Genomic DNA, 14,711 nt, shown 5'->3' with positions numbered 1-14,711 from the left:
ACAGCTTTACTACATAACAAACAGCAGCTTCATATAACGCGCGATTACTTGCTCACCGTAAAAATATACTAAAAGTGCCGCAACAACAATCGCTGGCCCAAATGGAATTGGCGTTTTCCGTCCTTGTTTACGAATAATTAGCAGCGCGCCACCAAAAAGAATGCCCAGTACAGCCGCTAAAAAGAGCGTCAGTAATGTATGTAATGTGCCTAATACAAGCCCGATTAAAAAGAATAGTTTAATGTCCCCACCGCCCATACCACCTTTTGAGAGAACCGCAATCAGTAGCAACACAAAAAATCCGACAACCGCTCCAAGCGCACTATCCCACCAAGGTGTTAGCGGTGAAACTATACGCCCAACCGTAAATAGCGGTAAGAAAAAGAGCAGTACTTTATCTGGAATGAGCATATAAGAAATATCCGAAACCGTAATGATCATTAACAGCGAAATGAACAGGAGCGCTACAAATAGCTCCCACGTCAGCCCAATTTGCCACGTAGCATACGCAAATAACACACCTGTTGCAAGTTCAATCCATGCATACAATGGCGAAATACGCACACCACATGTTCGACATTTCCCGCGCAATAATCGGTATGAAACGACTGGAATTAAATCGATGGCACGGAGTACCCGCATGCAATTCGGGCAATGCGATGGCGGTGCAACAAGCGATTCCTTTTTTGGCACGCGTAATCCGACAACATTGAAAAATGAGCCTAATATAACCCCCATACTCCCCATAACTAGTACGTTTATGAATCCCATCCCATCACCTCCCTCTTTTCTCATTCGCGTTTTCTAACATGCATTCCTTCAAATTTCGCAAACTGTCGATTTAAACGAAAAAAATCGCCTATTTAGACGATTTACTCGCTAAATAGACGACTGCTTTTTATTCGAAATGCATCGGGTCTTGACGCTTTGGACCAATCATATTAAATAAAATATTTAACACAATCGCTGTTAATGCACCGGCTACGATCCCGTTTGATGTAATCACATTGAATACTTCAGCTAACCAAGATGGCATGCCTTGTGTAATGTTCGCGAATACACCTGGTACAGTCGCAACACCAATCCCGATAGCAACCGCGATTGCTACAACCATGGCATTTTCCATTGATTTTGCAATTTCAGGGGCAAGCATACGGACCCCTTGTGTAATCACCATACCGAACATCGCAAGCATGGCTGCACCAAGTACAGACGTTGGGATAATCGTTGTGATGGCTGCTAATTTTGGTAAGAAGCCAAGTGCTACAAGCATACCACCTGTAATGTAAATCACTTTACGGTCACGCACGCCAGACATTTGAATCAAGCCGACGTTTTGAGAGAATGTTGTGTAAGGGAAGGCGTTGAAAATACCACCGATAATCGATGCTAATCCTTCTGCACGGTACCCTTTTGCTAAATCCTTTGAAGTTAAATCTTTTTTACAAATATCACTTAACGCATAGTACACACCTGTTGATTCTACTAGAGATACCATTGCAACTAACGTCATCGTTAAAATCGCTGAAGCGCTAAACGTTGGTGTAGCTAAGTAGAACGGCTGCATAATATGTAACCAAGATGCATCAATCACTGGTTGGAAATCGACTTTCCCCATGAACATTGCGATCACTGTACCAGTAACTAAGCCAAGTAAAATCGAAATCGCACGTACGAAACCTACTGAGAAACGGTATACAACTAAAATAATGACTAATGTAATCATTGCTAAAGCGACGTTTGAGCCAGATGCAAAGTCAGGTGCACCTTGACCGCCACCCATGTTGTTAATCGCCACTGGAATTAAGCTAATTCCGATAATCGTTACAACTGAACCTGTTACTACTGGTGGGAAGAACGGAATTAATTTACCGAATAACCCACCGATTAAAACGATAATCACACCTGATACGATAATCGCGCCGTATACATCACCTAAGCCGCCACCTGTACCGATTGCAATAATCGGGCTAACAGCTGTGAATGTACAACCCAGTACGACCGGTAAGCCAATACCAATGACTTTCCCCTTCCAAACTTGCAGTAGTGTCGCAACACCACACATGAAAATATCGATTGCTACTAAATACGTCATTTGTGATGGCGTAAAATTCAACGCCCCCCCAATAATTAACGGTACTAAAATCGCACCTGCATACATTGCTAGTAGATGCTGAATACCCAGCATCGTCGCTTTTGTGTTATTCATAAAAAAGTTATCCTCCAATTGATGTGTACTCGCGTTGAGTGATTAGACATGCTTGAACTATGTTACTTTTTTAAACAATACTGGTTAATCGAAAAACTCTACTTTACCGTTCGCAAGTGATTTAATATTGGCTAATGATTCAATGCGTAGGCCTTGCTCGCGCATGAACTGACCGCCTGGTTGGAAGCCTTTTTCAATAACAATACCCGCACCAACAATCGTTGCGCCTGCTTGGTTTGCAATATCGACTAAGCCTTTTAATGCTTCGCCGTTTGCTAGGAAGTCATCAATAATTACGACATTATCGTCTGCTGTTAAAAACTTTTTCGAAACCGAAATTTCATTTGTTTCGTTCTTTGTAAATGAAAATACCTTTGATGTATAGAGGTTATCTGTTAACGTTAATGACTTACGTTTACGCGCGAATACAACTGGTGCGCCTAGTGTTAGCCCTAAAAATGTGGCTGGGGCAATACCTGAAGATTCGATTGTTAATACTTTTGTAATTACTTGGTCTGAAAAGCGATTTGCAAATTCCGTCCCGATTTCTTTCATTAACATTGGATCGATTTGGTGATTTAAAAATGAGTCAACTTTTAATACAACGTCTGAAAGCACTTGGCCCTCTTTTTGAATTTTTTCTTTTAACAATTCCATGTTAAAAAATCCTCCTTATGATGAACTCAAAATAAAAAAACTCGGAGACCTGCTTCCTCAAATCCATGAGTAAAGCAAGTCTTCCGAGTCGATTCAAAAGTTATAACGAATGGTTGGTTCAAATATTAAAGAATAATTGGACAAATTCATCAGTTAAGCCTGCCTTACTCATAGTCGATTTATTTACGGTAAATCGGTAGAAACTTCGCAAGCCATATCCTTGCCATTATATGAGTAAAGTTATTAAATTTAAGTTTATGAATGTTCCAATTATAAGCACGAAAAAAACGAATTGCAATAACCTTTTAATAATAAAAATATTCATATTTTTCGGAAATTTAACCGAAAAAGCTTTTTTTTATAGGTTAATGTTCGGATTTCACCTAATCTTACAGCATTTTCACTAAATTGTCTTTGAATTTTTCAAACTTGGCTCCGTCTTTTCCAAAATAGCTCATACTGCGTGTGACGAACACAAGCATTTTCTTGCCGTTTGCAAAATGCATCTCGGCAAATGGACCTGTTTCTTCTAATAACTGTACTTTCGTAATGCTTGGATTGTAAATAACAAGATTTTCAGCAAAGTGCTTTTTAAATTGGTTAAACGCTGTCGTGCCTTGTAAAATCAAGATTTCTGGCTGAAATTCGTTTAACACTTCATAAAAGACTTGCTCGCCGCGTACATACTGTTCAGAGTCTGTTTGCTTTACAAGCTTTGCCTCATCTTGTGAGTCCAGCTGGTACGTATTGAGTGACGTATATAACAGCGATTCGCCCTGTGCTTCTAACCACGCTTCAAATTGTAGTGATCCTTGAAATTCACGTGGTGCCGCTTGAAGTTCATTGCCATACAGCTCTTCTAAAAGCGCACGATTTACTAAAGCCTCCGCAAAGATTTTTTCACTTGCGTCCTCTACATGAAAGTATGGCACAGCATGTTGGCTTACTAAAAATATGCGTGATTTATACGGATTTTCTTTCGTTAAAAACGGTCTAAACTTAACATTTTCTTCATTTGCATTCACTAACCATTGATGCATCTTTTTATAAAAACCGACTGAGATTGGCATTTATCGTCACTTCCTTAATGCGCAACCTTCGCGAATAGCTTCTCTACTACCTGCTGTAATTGTGGTAGTAACAGCGCATTCGGATGGTACGTTTCGACTTGTTCAATAATACTTTTATAATACCATTCTTGCTGCTCTTTTGGCGCATTAAAGTTATGCCATAAGCCTGCACCAAACTGCTCTAATTCCACAATAATCGAGCGCATGTTTTGAATTTTTTCAGCTAATAAAATCGCCAATTCATCCGGTGTTTTCCCTTGAATACTGTTAATCACAGATTGTTTACGGATGTGCCAGGCTTCACTCTTTGTCATTTCTGTTGTTGCCTTTACAAGCAGCAACACTTCTTCACCAAATTGAACGCGTAATTCGTGCTCTGTGACTAAATTGTCTTCTAATATATCATGTAATAACCCGGCTGTGACAACCGTGTCACGATAGCCCGTGTTTTTTAAAATTCGCGCCACCCCAAATAAATGGGTCGCATAGGGAATTTGCATCGCTGTGCGACGTTTCCCGTCATATTTCAGTGCAACAAATTGTGTAGCTTGGTCTACAATATTCATATTTGTTCCCCCTCTTTTAGTATAGCATTTCCACCACTAAAATTTGGAAGTTATCAGGTCATTTTCTTGGATTTTTTATGACGCGGACATAATTTTTTTATAGGCCCGCTGTAAATATTGCTGATCGTATGCCATTAAACACTGAGCTTTCGAAAATATCTATCAGCTGTGCATATAACCCCCATGACTTGTTCATAAACTAAAAAAGGACAAGACGAATTACATCGCCTTGTCCTTCAAACATTATTTATTTGTTAAATCGCATTCCTTTAATGGAATCAATTTCGTTTTATGTTTCACTTTATAGCCAATCCAAAATAGGGCAAAGAGTGGTAAGCCGATGTACGAAACAACCACACCATACCAGTCAATCGTGCCACCTGTAAATGCCATGTAGTTTTGCCCTAGTATGACAATCATACAAAGCGCGAACGCAAACAACGGACCAAATGGGAAGAACTTCGATACATACGGCAGGTCGCTCAGTGAATTCCCTTGTACCACGTATGCACGGCGGAAACGGTAATGACTAATAGCAATCCCAAGCCACGCAATGAAGCCTGACATCCCTGAGGCATTTAATAACCAAATGTACACTACGCCATCACCGAAGAATGACGCTAAAAATGATAAACAGCCAACTGCAAGTGTTGCAAGTAATGCGTAAACCGGCACACCGCGCGTACTGATTTTGCGGAAGATTTTCGGCGCTTTGCCATCAACCGCTAGTTGGAATAACATACGGCTTGCTGCATATAATCCTGAGTTACCAGCAGAAAGCATCGCTGTTAAAATAATGGCATTCATCACCGATGCGGCAAATGCAATCCCTAAGTTTTCAAACACTAATGTAAATGGACTTGTTGCAATATCCTCTGTTAATAAACGAGAATCCGTATAAGGAATTAATAAACCGATTGCACCAATCGCTAAAATGTAGAAAAGAATGATGCGCCAGAAAACGGATTTCACGGCTTTTGGAATATTTTTCGCTGGGTCATCGGTTTCACCCGCTGTTACCCCTAGCATTTCAGTACCTTGGAATGAGAATCCAGCAGCTAGGAAAATACCAAACATCGCTAGGAAGCCGCCGTTAAACGGTGCATCGCCTTCAAAGAAGTTCGTAAAGCCGACTGGCGCGTTCCCACCTAAAATACCGAAAATCATTAAGAAGCTGACAATAATAAAGACAATCACCGTTGCAACTTTAATCATCGCAAACCAGTATTCTGCTTCACCGTAAGCTTTTACCGATAATAAGTTGAACGATAAAACTACGACGATAAATAGGATTGTCCAGATAAGTGACGAGCTATCTGGGAACCAGTATTTCATAATTAACGAAACCGCTGCGATTTCTGCGGCAATCGTAATCGCCCAGTTGTACCAGTAGTTCCAGCCTAGTGCAAAGCCAAGTGCTGGGTCTACAAATTTTGAGGCGTATGTACTAAATGACCCCGAAGTTGGCATATAAGCGGCCATCTCCCCTAGAGACGTCATTAAGAAATACACCATAATCCCGATTAATGCGTAGGCTAAGAGTGCCCCACCTGGACCCGCTTGTGCAATCGCGCCACCCGATGCTAAAAACAGCCCAGTCCCGATTGTTCCGCCTAGCGAAATCATCGTAATGTGACGACTTTTTAATCCACGTTTCAGCTCGTTTTTATTGCCGAGCTGGTCTATTTTAATTTCACTCATGAAAAAATCCCCTTGTTTCATTTACTTATCGATCAATTGGGCTTTTATGATAAACGAAAAGCCGCCACAAGTTATGTGACGGCTCATAAAAACCTCAAAACTTGAAAGATAGCTCAACACATGCTCACACATGTGACAGTTCTGTTCCTTATCGAAAACAGCCCCAGCATTGTTTTTAAGAAGAAAAACAACACTTCGGCAACCATTCCTTTCATAAAGCTTCACCGATTCTTCCCAATCTCAGCTATACTAATCTTAACGTTTGCGACCTCTACCTCAATAAATGAGGTATATCTATTTAATTTAATAACGTTTCATAGTCTATCATAACAACTATTTGATAGCAATGACTTTGAATTTTTCTAACTTTTTAGATAATTTAACCTCTCTAGAAGTCCTTCTATGATAGAATTTACGATAAAAAGGAGCTAGTTTATGGACCCCGAAAAAATCAATTACCAAAGCAAAAAAATAGTATCGAATAAGCCCTTGTTATTTTTCATTGTGGCCATTTTTTTATTCGCAACGACACTTAGAACGCCCATCACTATTGTTGGGCCGATTATTTCATTTATTCGTGAAGGGCTTGGGATTTCCAATGTGTTAGCCGGCTTTTTAACGACGATTCCACTGTTGGCGTTTGCTGTTATTTCACCCTTTGCACCGCGCCTTGCACGCAGATTTGGTATGGAGTGGACACTGTTTTATTCGGTGATTTTACTGTGCGCGGGTGTCGTGCTGCGCTCGGTTGGTATAACCTCATTACTCGTTATCGGTACGGTGCTCATTGGCATTGCCATTGCGTTTGGCAATGTACTGATTCCCGGTTATTTTAAATTGAAATTCCCGTTACATATTGGGTTATTAACCGGTATTTATACGGTATCGATGAATATTTCTTCTGGGATTGCGGCAGGCTTTAGTTATTCGATCGCACAATATGCAGGCTGGCAAATCGCTCTTGGATTTTCAGTCATTTTAGGTGTACTGACATTGCTCATTTGGGTGCCTCTGCTACGCACATCAAAAGTCGATATGCAAATACCGAAAACGACAAATAAACCAAAAAAAATGTGGCGGCATCCGCTTGCGTGGGCCATTGCTGCGGCGATGGGCTTACAATCCTTTTTATTTTACTGCTGTGCTGCTTGGATTCCGGAAATTTATGTGAGCCAAGGTCTTGATGCCGCTTCTGCTGGTTGGATGGTATCGGTGATGCAATTTGCACAAATTCCAATGACGTTTTTAATCCCAATTCTCGCGGGTAAAATGACGTCGCAGCGCCCGATTGTCGTATTCTTTACGACTTGTTACATTATAGGCTTTAGTGGCATGCTTTTTGAATGGACGAGTTTTGCCGTATTATGGATGATTTTTTTAGGCTTTGCAGGCGGGGCATCGTTTGGCCTGGTACTGATGCTATTCAACTTGCGTACGACGACTGCTTTTGAAGCGGCGGAATTATCTGGTTTTGCACAATCAATCGGCTATTTAGTCGCAGCAATTGGCCCGGTTTTGTTCGGCTTTGTACATGACGTGACGGAAAGCTGGTTCGTCCCATTAACGCTATTTGTTGTCATCTCTGTGCTATTGTTTTTCGCTTCTTTTGCCAGTGCAAAAAATCGTACGATATAACCAAACGTATGTACCCTTTTGTGCTATACTAGGACTAAGTAAATAAAAGGAGTACAACAAGACGTGCGTAAAAAGAGAAAACGAAATAAAAAACGCTTACCCATTTTCCCACTTGTGCTCATTGCACTTGCAGGATATGCAGGCTGGGCGGTCAACTCTACTCCTGAGAGTATTGGTTTGGGGATTGTTTGTTATTTCGGACTATATATTGGTTTTAAACTATGGAAGAAGTCACGGAAAACCGCAAAATTGCGCAAATCAGGCATTCAGGAAGTCGACAAAATGAGCGGTGAAGATTTCGAGCAGTTTTTAGGCACATTATTTAAACGCCGTGGCTTTAAGGTTAGCTATACGGCCAAAAGTGGCGATTACGGTGCAGATTTAATTTTAAAAGACGGTAAAGACATTATTGCCGTACAAGCAAAGCGCTATTCAAGCACGGTTGGTGTCAAAGCCGTACAAGAAATCATTGGTGCGGTGAAAATGTACAATGCCACAGAAGCTTGGGTTGTCACAAATTCACACTACACAAAGCAAGCCGAAAAGCTGGCAAATATTAATGATGTGTATTTGATTGATCGCGAAGAATTAATCGACCTCATTTTAAATAAAAAATAAACCGTACCAACCAAAAAGGCGCACGCTCAACAATTTGAGTGTGCGTTTTTTTAGGTATCAGTGTTTGGCATTTTCTACTAAAATAAAGGTATACATTCTATATGAAGGAGAATTCGATGCTAAAAATTATTAGCCTTATCTTACTAATTATCATTCTATTAATCGTACTCTTTATTGTTTTCACACCGTACCCCTCTTCTTTTCTTGTCAAGAAACTATTCGAAGGTGGCGTTGCGGTAAAGCCTAGTAATTATGAGGCAATTCAAAACCAAACGCTACACTATGTAAACCTAGTGTATGAGTCAAGCTTTTCAGAAAAACGACTCGATGTCATTTCACCAAAGGACCGCGATGAACTGCTTCCCGTCATTTTGTGGGTACACGGCGGTGCTTATGTTGCGGGCGATAAATCCGACATTACCGAATACGCGGTTCAAATTGCGGCAAACGGCTATCATGTGGTGAATATAAATTATGCCCTAGCACCAACTAAACGCTACCCTTCTCCGCTTTTGCAAATGAACGATGCGTACGAGTGGATTTTAAAAAATGCTGAAACGTATAAATTTGATACGTCTAACATTTTATTTGCAGGGGATTCTGCTGGTGCACAAATTGTCAGCCAATATGCACTTGTTCAAACGAATGCCGATTATGCCAAACAGCTCGACATCACACCTGTTGTTGATCGCAAAAACATTGCAGGTCTACTCCTGTATTGCGGCCCGTTTGATATTAAACAGCTCAGTCATTTAAGCGATAATAAGCTCGTTGCCTTTTTATTAAATCGTGTCGGATGGGGCTATATCGGTGAGCGCAATTGGCAATCCTCTGAAACGACGCGCCTTGCTTCTACAGTGGATTTTGTCACGAGTGATTATCCGCCATCATTTATTACTGATGGTAATGTCATGACCTTTGAAGCACACGGTAAAGCGCTCGTAAACAAATTGCAGCAGCTAGACGTTCCGGTTGTCGATAAATTTTATACAAGTGCGGAACTTCCACATGAATATCAATTTATGATGAACACAAAAGAGGCCGTAGAAACCTTTGAAGCAACGTTACAATTTTTAAAAGAGGTCACGAAATAATGAAAAGCGCGGTCTGACATGTTGTCGACCGCGCTTCATTTTTTAATAAGGTTGTGGCTGGTAAAAATAATTCGGCTTTTTCACCGTATTGTCTATTGGCTGATGATAAATCGATGTCGTCGCAGGTGATAGCGGGGGCACAAGCCATACCCAGTTGCCTGTTACATCCCGGCTATTCGCCTGCTCTTGCTGCTGAAATAATTCAAACTGTTGTGCAGCGGTATGATGATCAACGATGCTTACACCGGCTTGCTTGTAGGAATGGAGCACTGCGATATTTAACTCCACTAACGCACGGTCCTTCCAGAGCGTCGCATTACGCGCGGTATCAAGCCCAATGACACGCGCAACATCTGGTAAAAAGTCATAGCGGTCTGCATCGGCTAAATTACGTGCACCAATTTCAGTGCCCATATACCAGCCATTAAACGGTGCGGCCGGATAATCTTCACCGGCAATATTAAAGCGCATGCTCGAAATAATCGGCACCGCGTACCACTGCATATTGAGCTTACCAAAATCATAATCCGGATGGGTAATGCTCACTTCTAGCACCGCTTCTTTCGGGAGTTCGAACACTTGTGGTGGCGCCTCATCGACTTGGATGACAAGCGGCAGCACATCATAGTTTGTTCGTTGTCCGCACCAGCCAAGCGCCTCGCACGTTTTCGTAAAAGTAATCGAATTAGCATCCCCGATCACGCCCATCGCTGTTTCGTAACCCGCATAGCGAATCAATTGGTGATTCCAAATACGCACGCGCTTCTGGTCAAAAACTGAAATTGCCGGGCGAATTTTACCGCCGTTTGTTGCGTAGTCGATATGCGCCACTAATGCGTCAAAAATCGCTTGTGGTGCTAGTACATCACGGCGATCAAATACCGTTAAGCTATGCCAAAATAAGCGCCCGATGCATTTATTACTATTGCGCCAGGCAACGCGTGCACCATATGTTAGTTCGTCAGTTGTTAAACGAAACGCGGGTTGCTCCGCTTCTTGAAGTCGCTCCGCCAGCCATTCATCCGTTTGCTTCATTTCTTGTTTATATAAAGTTAAAAAATCGATTCGTTGTTGTCGTTCTTTTGTAAGCGTAAAAGTCATCATTTGCGCCTCCTCATACAGCTCATTGTGGCTTGTTTAGAGGCGAAACTCAAGTGCACACCGCTCGATTTAAAACATGTATTTTACATACATGACTAAAAGTGTTCAAATTCATTCGTAGAGCGGGATTTGATTATGTAGTTCTCATCCACAGTCATCCCCCCTTACTTCCTATAACGAGTTGGCGTTCCAAAAAATCTCACCACCATAAAAAAAGATATGCAAACTGCGCATATCTTTACTTCGTCCATTTGTCGCTCGCCTTGAAATTATAGACGGGCATAATGTGTTTTTGAATGGTTACGGTTTCGCCAATTTGCTCGACAATTTCTTGCATCGGCTTATAGGCCATTGGTGCTTCGTCTAATGTTTCCTCACTGACAGACGTGGTCCAAATCCCGGCCATTGTTTCTTTGAAAGCATCCATCGATAAATTTTTCATCGCAGCCGTACGTGAATATATGCGGCCCGCGCCGTGTGGGGCTGATTCGTTCCAGTCGGGATTTCCTTTACCGATGCAAATAAGCGAGCCGTCACGCATATTCATCGGGATGACAAGCTGTTCACCTTTTGCCGCGCGCACCGCACCTTTTCGTAAAATCATGGCATCAGTATCGATATAGTTGTGCACGGAATCAAATTGTGAGGCAAATTCCCATTTCATGTGCTCGGAAATAATCGCCGCAATGCGCATACGGTTTTCATGGGCAAAGCGCTGCGCAAGCTTCATGTCGGCAATGTAGTCATGAAATGCATCGCCCTGCAAATAGGCTAAATCCTTTGGAACAACTGGATTTTCCTGCTTGTAAGCCTCAATCATCGCCTGAATTTCCTGCGTGCGTCCCGCTTCTTTTAACGCGTCAATTTTTTCGGTTAAATCCTCACGCTGCAGTAAATCAAACGCTCTTTTTTGATGCCAATTTGCGACCTTCGCACCGACATAGCGTGAGCCGGTATGAATGAGTAAATAGTGCACACCGGCATCGTCTTTTGCGAGCTCGATAAAGTGATTGCCTCCACCAAGCGTGCCGAGTGAACGACTTGTATAATCATTTTGCAAACCACTCGCGATAAATCTTTCATTGTGGAATGTCTCAAGTGCGCTACTATCTGTTACGTCTTCGTGAATGTCATTGCCACTTGGCACATAACGACGAATCGCAGCATCTAGCGCATTAAAGTCTAGCGTGCCTTTTCCGATTTCTGAAACAAGCACACCACAACCTACATCGACACCGACTAAATTTGGGACGACGCAGTCACCCAGTGCAATCGTTGTGCCAATGACACAGCCCTTCCCCGCATGGTAATCCGGCATAATGCGCACCTTTGTACCCGCCATAAATGACTGGTTCACCAGCTCATCAATTTGCTCAATAGCCGATTGCTGTGGCTGATTCGTATAAATTTTAGCATCTGTATATTTCCCGTTAATTTCAATCATCGTTTCACACCTTTCTTTTTAACGATTCCTTTGTTTTTAACATCATAAACAACACAAGTGCAGCGAGAAAATAGCTTGCCAGTAAGAAAAGCGGTGTGCCCCGACTGACAAAGCCGAATGCAACCTCAGATTGAAGGACTACATCAGTTGGCGCAAATTGTGGTTGATAGAAGAAGGTTTGTACGATGCCGATCAGCAGCTGCACTAAAAAATAGCCAATATGTAAAAGTGATGCACCGAGTAATGCGAGTAAGACGTTTCTGTTCACTTCATCCCCTACTTTGAAAAATTTTACTATTATTTACGGATGGACATGACAATTAGTTTCATTAATAAAAAAACCGAAACCTCACTAATAAGCGAAGTTTCGGCTTTCCTTATTTCACATGCATATAGCGTGACAGCATCACCTGTAAAAACGCGTAAACGCCGGCCTTTACCGTTTGTTGCTCACGCGTATCACGATGTGGGTCTAAGCATACAAAATCCATGCCGCGCACAAGCTCGTATTTCCCCACTTCAAATAATAAATCAAACAGCTCATCGGTACGCATGCCACCCGGTGTGGATGCCGGAACCCCTGGTGCATAGGCAATATCAAGCACATCCATATCGACTGTTACATAAACGATATCAACCTTTTCAGCAAGCTCCGCCATCACTTCTTGCATATGTGTTTCCGCACCTTTTTGACGAAATGCCTTTAATGTAATGCGGTTCAAGCCGTAATCATCGGCCGCGCGAATTAAGCTCGGAGCATTGTAAAAGCCGTGAAGTCCAATATTATACACATCCTCACCGCGCACAATACCTGCATCTAGGAGCTGACGAATCGGCGTACCGTTTGTCGGCCCATCTAAATCGGTGGCGCGCAAGTCTAAATGCGTATCAAATTGTACGATGCCAATGCGCTTGTTTGTATGGTTTTTAAACGCGCGAATGATTGGTGCCGTAATCGAATGATCGCCGCCAATTTGCACGTAAAAGCTGTTTGGACTACCTGTTAGCACTTCGGTCATCGCCTGTTCAATGTTTTCATGACACTGTAAAATATTCGTGCCATGCATTTTCACATCGCCGACATCGACAACTCGCATCTCGCGAAAATCAATATTTTCATCGATTGAATATGTCGTAAACCAGTGCCATGCTTTGCGGAAAAAATCTGGGTACTCCGAAGCAGCCGAAGCACTAATCGACGAGCGCGATAATGGAATGCCGGTTAATACAACCTCTGCATCGGCTCCTAGCTCGCCGTAGCTTGGCTTAATCCAGTCCTTTACTTTCATATCCTCATGCACACTACGATTCCAACTAGTACTTGGTGCAACAAAAAGCTCGCTCACAGCAAGTTGCCACCTTTCACAACGACCCGACCAGCTTTAATGACCGTATCAGTATGATTCATGCCGTAAAAATATTGCAGCTGCTTATAGTTTGGTACATCTAAAATTAAAAGATCTGCTTGCTTGCCTTGCTCAAGTGTCCCGACAACATCCCCGCGGTTAATCGCATGTGCGGCGTTAATCGTTGTGGCACATAGCACTTCTTCCATTGTCATCCCCATATTCATACAAGCTAAGTTTTGAATGAATGGTAGGCTGATTGTTGGGGAAGAGCCCGGATTAAAGTCTGTAGAAATCGCCACCGGTACACCACGGTCAACCATTAAACGGCCTCTCGCATACGGGGCACGTAGGAAGAAGGCTGTCCCCGGTAGTAGCACCGCAATTGTACCGGCCTTTGCCATCGCTTCAATGCCCTCGTCTGATGCAACAAGTAAATGCTCAGCTGAAATTGCGCCCATTTCTGCTGCAAGCTCTGCGCCCTCATATGGTTCGATTTCATCGGCATGAATTTTTGGTGTTAGCCCATATGCCTTCCCAGCCGCTAAAATTAAACGCGATTGCGCTGGGGTGAAGACGCCCTTTTCACAAAACACATCGTTAAATTCCGCTAAACCAAGCTTTGCCACCTTGGGAATCATATCTTCAATCAACAGTTTAACGAAAGCATCCTCGTTGCCCTTATATTCTTTTGGTACGGCATGCGCGCCCATAAAGGTCGACACAACATCAACGGCGTGATTTTGCTGTAGTTTATTTGCAACTTCAAGCTGCTTTAATTCCGTTTCCCAGTTCATGCCGTAGCCAGATTTTGCTTCTACCGTTGTAATGCCGTGGCGTAAGAAGTCATTTAAATGTTCATACGTTTTGTCGTACAGTTCATCAAAGCTCGCTTCACGCGTTTTTGTTGTTGTGTAATGAATCCCGCCACCTGCATTCATAATGTCCATATAGCTTTTTCCGGCAAGGCGCATGTTCAGCTCATGCTCGCGTGTACCCCCATGCACTAAATGCGTATGGCAATCCACAAAACCTGGCATCACAATTTTGCCGAGCGCATCAATCACTTCCGCGTTGTCTACTAAACTTGGAAACTGCTCTTTGATTTCCTCAAGCGGGGCAACCATCATAATGCGGTTTTCCTCAATTAAAATACTGACGTTTTCTAGTAACCCGAGCTCGCTCATCTGCTCTCGGCGACGCGGCCCTTGTACAGTACTTTGTAAAGTTAATACTTCATTTGCGTTATGAATTAAAATCGCCATTTGTC

Annotated in this window: 14 protein-coding genes and 2 riboswitches; of the genes, 3 read left to right on the top strand and 11 right to left on the bottom strand. The window is 42.4% G+C overall.

Annotated elements, in window-relative coordinates; translation table 11 throughout:
- Window positions 1–9: 9 nt before the first annotated feature.
- From NSQ62_RS01165 to NSQ62_RS01140, 6 genes are all read right to left on the bottom strand, one after another.
- Complete coding sequence (locus tag NSQ62_RS01165) at window positions 10–771, bottom strand: prepilin peptidase (RefSeq protein WP_341322108.1); 762 nt, start codon at window positions 769–771, stop codon at window positions 10–12.
- Between the two features lie 127 nt (window positions 772–898).
- Window positions 899–2,209, bottom strand: coding sequence for a nucleobase:cation symporter-2 family protein (locus tag NSQ62_RS01160; RefSeq protein WP_341322107.1), 1,311 nt, complete (start codon window positions 2,207–2,209; stop codon window positions 899–901).
- Between the two features lie 84 nt (window positions 2,210–2,293).
- Window positions 2,294–2,866, bottom strand: coding sequence for a xanthine phosphoribosyltransferase (locus NSQ62_RS01155; RefSeq protein ID WP_341322106.1), 573 nt, complete (start codon window positions 2,864–2,866; stop codon window positions 2,294–2,296).
- Between the two features lie 151 nt (window positions 2,867–3,017).
- Window positions 3,018–3,120: riboswitch (purine riboswitch) on the bottom strand.
- Between the two features lie 135 nt (window positions 3,121–3,255).
- The gene (locus NSQ62_RS01150) at window positions 3,256–3,936 is read right to left on the bottom strand and encodes an RNA 2'-phosphotransferase (RefSeq protein WP_341322105.1); all 681 of its coding nucleotides are present in this window, start codon (window positions 3,934–3,936) and stop codon (window positions 3,256–3,258) included.
- Between the two features lie 14 nt (window positions 3,937–3,950).
- Window positions 3,951–4,502: an HD domain-containing protein gene (locus NSQ62_RS01145; protein ID WP_341322104.1), complete on the bottom strand. Its 552-nt coding sequence runs from the start codon at window positions 4,500–4,502 to the stop codon at window positions 3,951–3,953.
- 243 nt (window positions 4,503–4,745) lie between these two features.
- The gene (locus NSQ62_RS01140; protein ID WP_341322103.1) at window positions 4,746–6,203 is read right to left on the bottom strand and encodes an amino acid permease; all 1,458 of its coding nucleotides are present in this window, start codon (window positions 6,201–6,203) and stop codon (window positions 4,746–4,748) included.
- A gap of 101 nt (window positions 6,204–6,304) precedes the next feature.
- Window positions 6,305–6,485: riboswitch (Lysine riboswitch) on the bottom strand.
- A 153-nt stretch (window positions 6,486–6,638) separates the two neighbouring features.
- On the opposite strand from NSQ62_RS01140, the gene NSQ62_RS01135 reads away from it, so the two are divergent.
- From NSQ62_RS01135 to NSQ62_RS01125, 3 genes are all read left to right on the top strand, one after another.
- Window positions 6,639–7,838: an MFS transporter gene (locus tag NSQ62_RS01135; protein WP_341322102.1), complete on the top strand. Its 1,200-nt coding sequence runs from the start codon at window positions 6,639–6,641 to the stop codon at window positions 7,836–7,838.
- A gap of 63 nt (window positions 7,839–7,901) precedes the next feature.
- Window positions 7,902–8,456 (top strand): restriction endonuclease, encoded by a 555-nt coding sequence (locus NSQ62_RS01130; protein ID WP_341322101.1) that lies wholly within the window; start codon window positions 7,902–7,904, stop codon window positions 8,454–8,456.
- 116 nt (window positions 8,457–8,572) lie between these two features.
- Window positions 8,573–9,550, top strand: a complete 978-nt coding sequence (locus tag NSQ62_RS01125) for an alpha/beta hydrolase (RefSeq protein WP_341322100.1) — start codon at window positions 8,573–8,575, stop codon at window positions 9,548–9,550.
- A 42-nt stretch (window positions 9,551–9,592) separates the two neighbouring features.
- Here NSQ62_RS01125 and NSQ62_RS01120 read toward each other — a convergent pair whose 3' ends face one another.
- From NSQ62_RS01120 to hutI, 5 genes are all read right to left on the bottom strand, one after another.
- Window positions 9,593–10,651 (bottom strand): nitric oxide synthase oxygenase, encoded by a 1,059-nt coding sequence (locus tag NSQ62_RS01120; RefSeq protein ID WP_341323862.1) that lies wholly within the window; start codon window positions 10,649–10,651, stop codon window positions 9,593–9,595.
- Window positions 10,652–10,889: 238 nt separating this feature from the next.
- Window positions 10,890–12,095: an RtcB family protein gene (locus NSQ62_RS01115; protein WP_341322099.1), complete on the bottom strand. Its 1,206-nt coding sequence runs from the start codon at window positions 12,093–12,095 to the stop codon at window positions 10,890–10,892.
- A 4-nt stretch (window positions 12,096–12,099) separates the two neighbouring features.
- Window positions 12,100–12,363 (bottom strand): hypothetical protein, encoded by a 264-nt coding sequence (locus NSQ62_RS01110; RefSeq protein WP_341322098.1) that lies wholly within the window; start codon window positions 12,361–12,363, stop codon window positions 12,100–12,102.
- 109 nt (window positions 12,364–12,472) lie between these two features.
- Window positions 12,473–13,441 carry an agmatinase family protein gene (locus NSQ62_RS01105; protein WP_341322097.1) on the bottom strand — a complete coding sequence of 323 codons (969 nt, stop codon included), beginning with the start codon at window positions 13,439–13,441 and terminating at the stop codon, window positions 12,473–12,475.
- On the bottom strand, window positions 13,438–14,706 hold the full coding sequence (gene hutI, locus NSQ62_RS01100) for an imidazolonepropionase (RefSeq protein WP_341322096.1): 1,269 nt from the start codon (window positions 14,704–14,706) through the stop codon (window positions 13,438–13,440). The genes NSQ62_RS01105 and hutI overlap by 4 nt, the downstream gene beginning before the upstream one ends.
- Between the last annotated feature and the right edge of the window lie 5 nt (window positions 14,707–14,711).

This window comes from Solibacillus sp. FSL H8-0523 (assembly GCF_038051985.1).
Taxonomy (GTDB): domain Bacteria; phylum Bacillota; class Bacilli; order Bacillales_A; family Planococcaceae; genus Solibacillus.
This window is presented reverse-complemented; position numbering and strand designations above follow the sequence as displayed.

Bases quoted from the DNA above. Each gene is read 5' to 3' on its own strand.
- NSQ62_RS01165 (WP_341322108.1), bottom strand. From the start codon at position 771: ATGGGATTCATAAACGTACTAGTTATGGGGAGTATGGGGGTTATATTA.
- NSQ62_RS01160 (WP_341322107.1), bottom strand. From the start codon at position 2,209: ATGAATAACACAAAAGCGACGATGCTGGGTATTCAGCATCTACTAGCA.
- NSQ62_RS01155 (WP_341322106.1), bottom strand. From the start codon at position 2,866: ATGGAATTGTTAAAAGAAAAAATTCAAAAAGAGGGCCAAGTGCTTTCA.
- NSQ62_RS01150 (WP_341322105.1), bottom strand. From the start codon at position 3,936: ATGCCAATCTCAGTCGGTTTTTATAAAAAGATGCATCAATGGTTAGTG.
- NSQ62_RS01145 (WP_341322104.1), bottom strand. From the start codon at position 4,502: ATGAATATTGTAGACCAAGCTACACAATTTGTTGCACTGAAATATGAC.
- NSQ62_RS01140 (WP_341322103.1), bottom strand. From the start codon at position 6,203: ATGAGTGAAATTAAAATAGACCAGCTCGGCAATAAAAACGAGCTGAAA.
- NSQ62_RS01135 (WP_341322102.1), top strand. From the start codon at position 6,639: ATGGACCCCGAAAAAATCAATTACCAAAGCAAAAAAATAGTATCGAAT.
- NSQ62_RS01125 (WP_341322100.1), top strand. From the start codon at position 8,573: ATGCTAAAAATTATTAGCCTTATCTTACTAATTATCATTCTATTAATC.
- NSQ62_RS01120 (WP_341323862.1), bottom strand. From the start codon at position 10,651: ATGACTTTTACGCTTACAAAAGAACGACAACAACGAATCGATTTTTTA.
- NSQ62_RS01115 (WP_341322099.1), bottom strand. From the start codon at position 12,095: ATGATTGAAATTAACGGGAAATATACAGATGCTAAAATTTATACGAAT.
- hutI (WP_341322096.1), bottom strand. From the start codon at position 14,706: ATGGCGATTTTAATTCATAACGCAAATGAAGTATTAACTTTACAAAGT.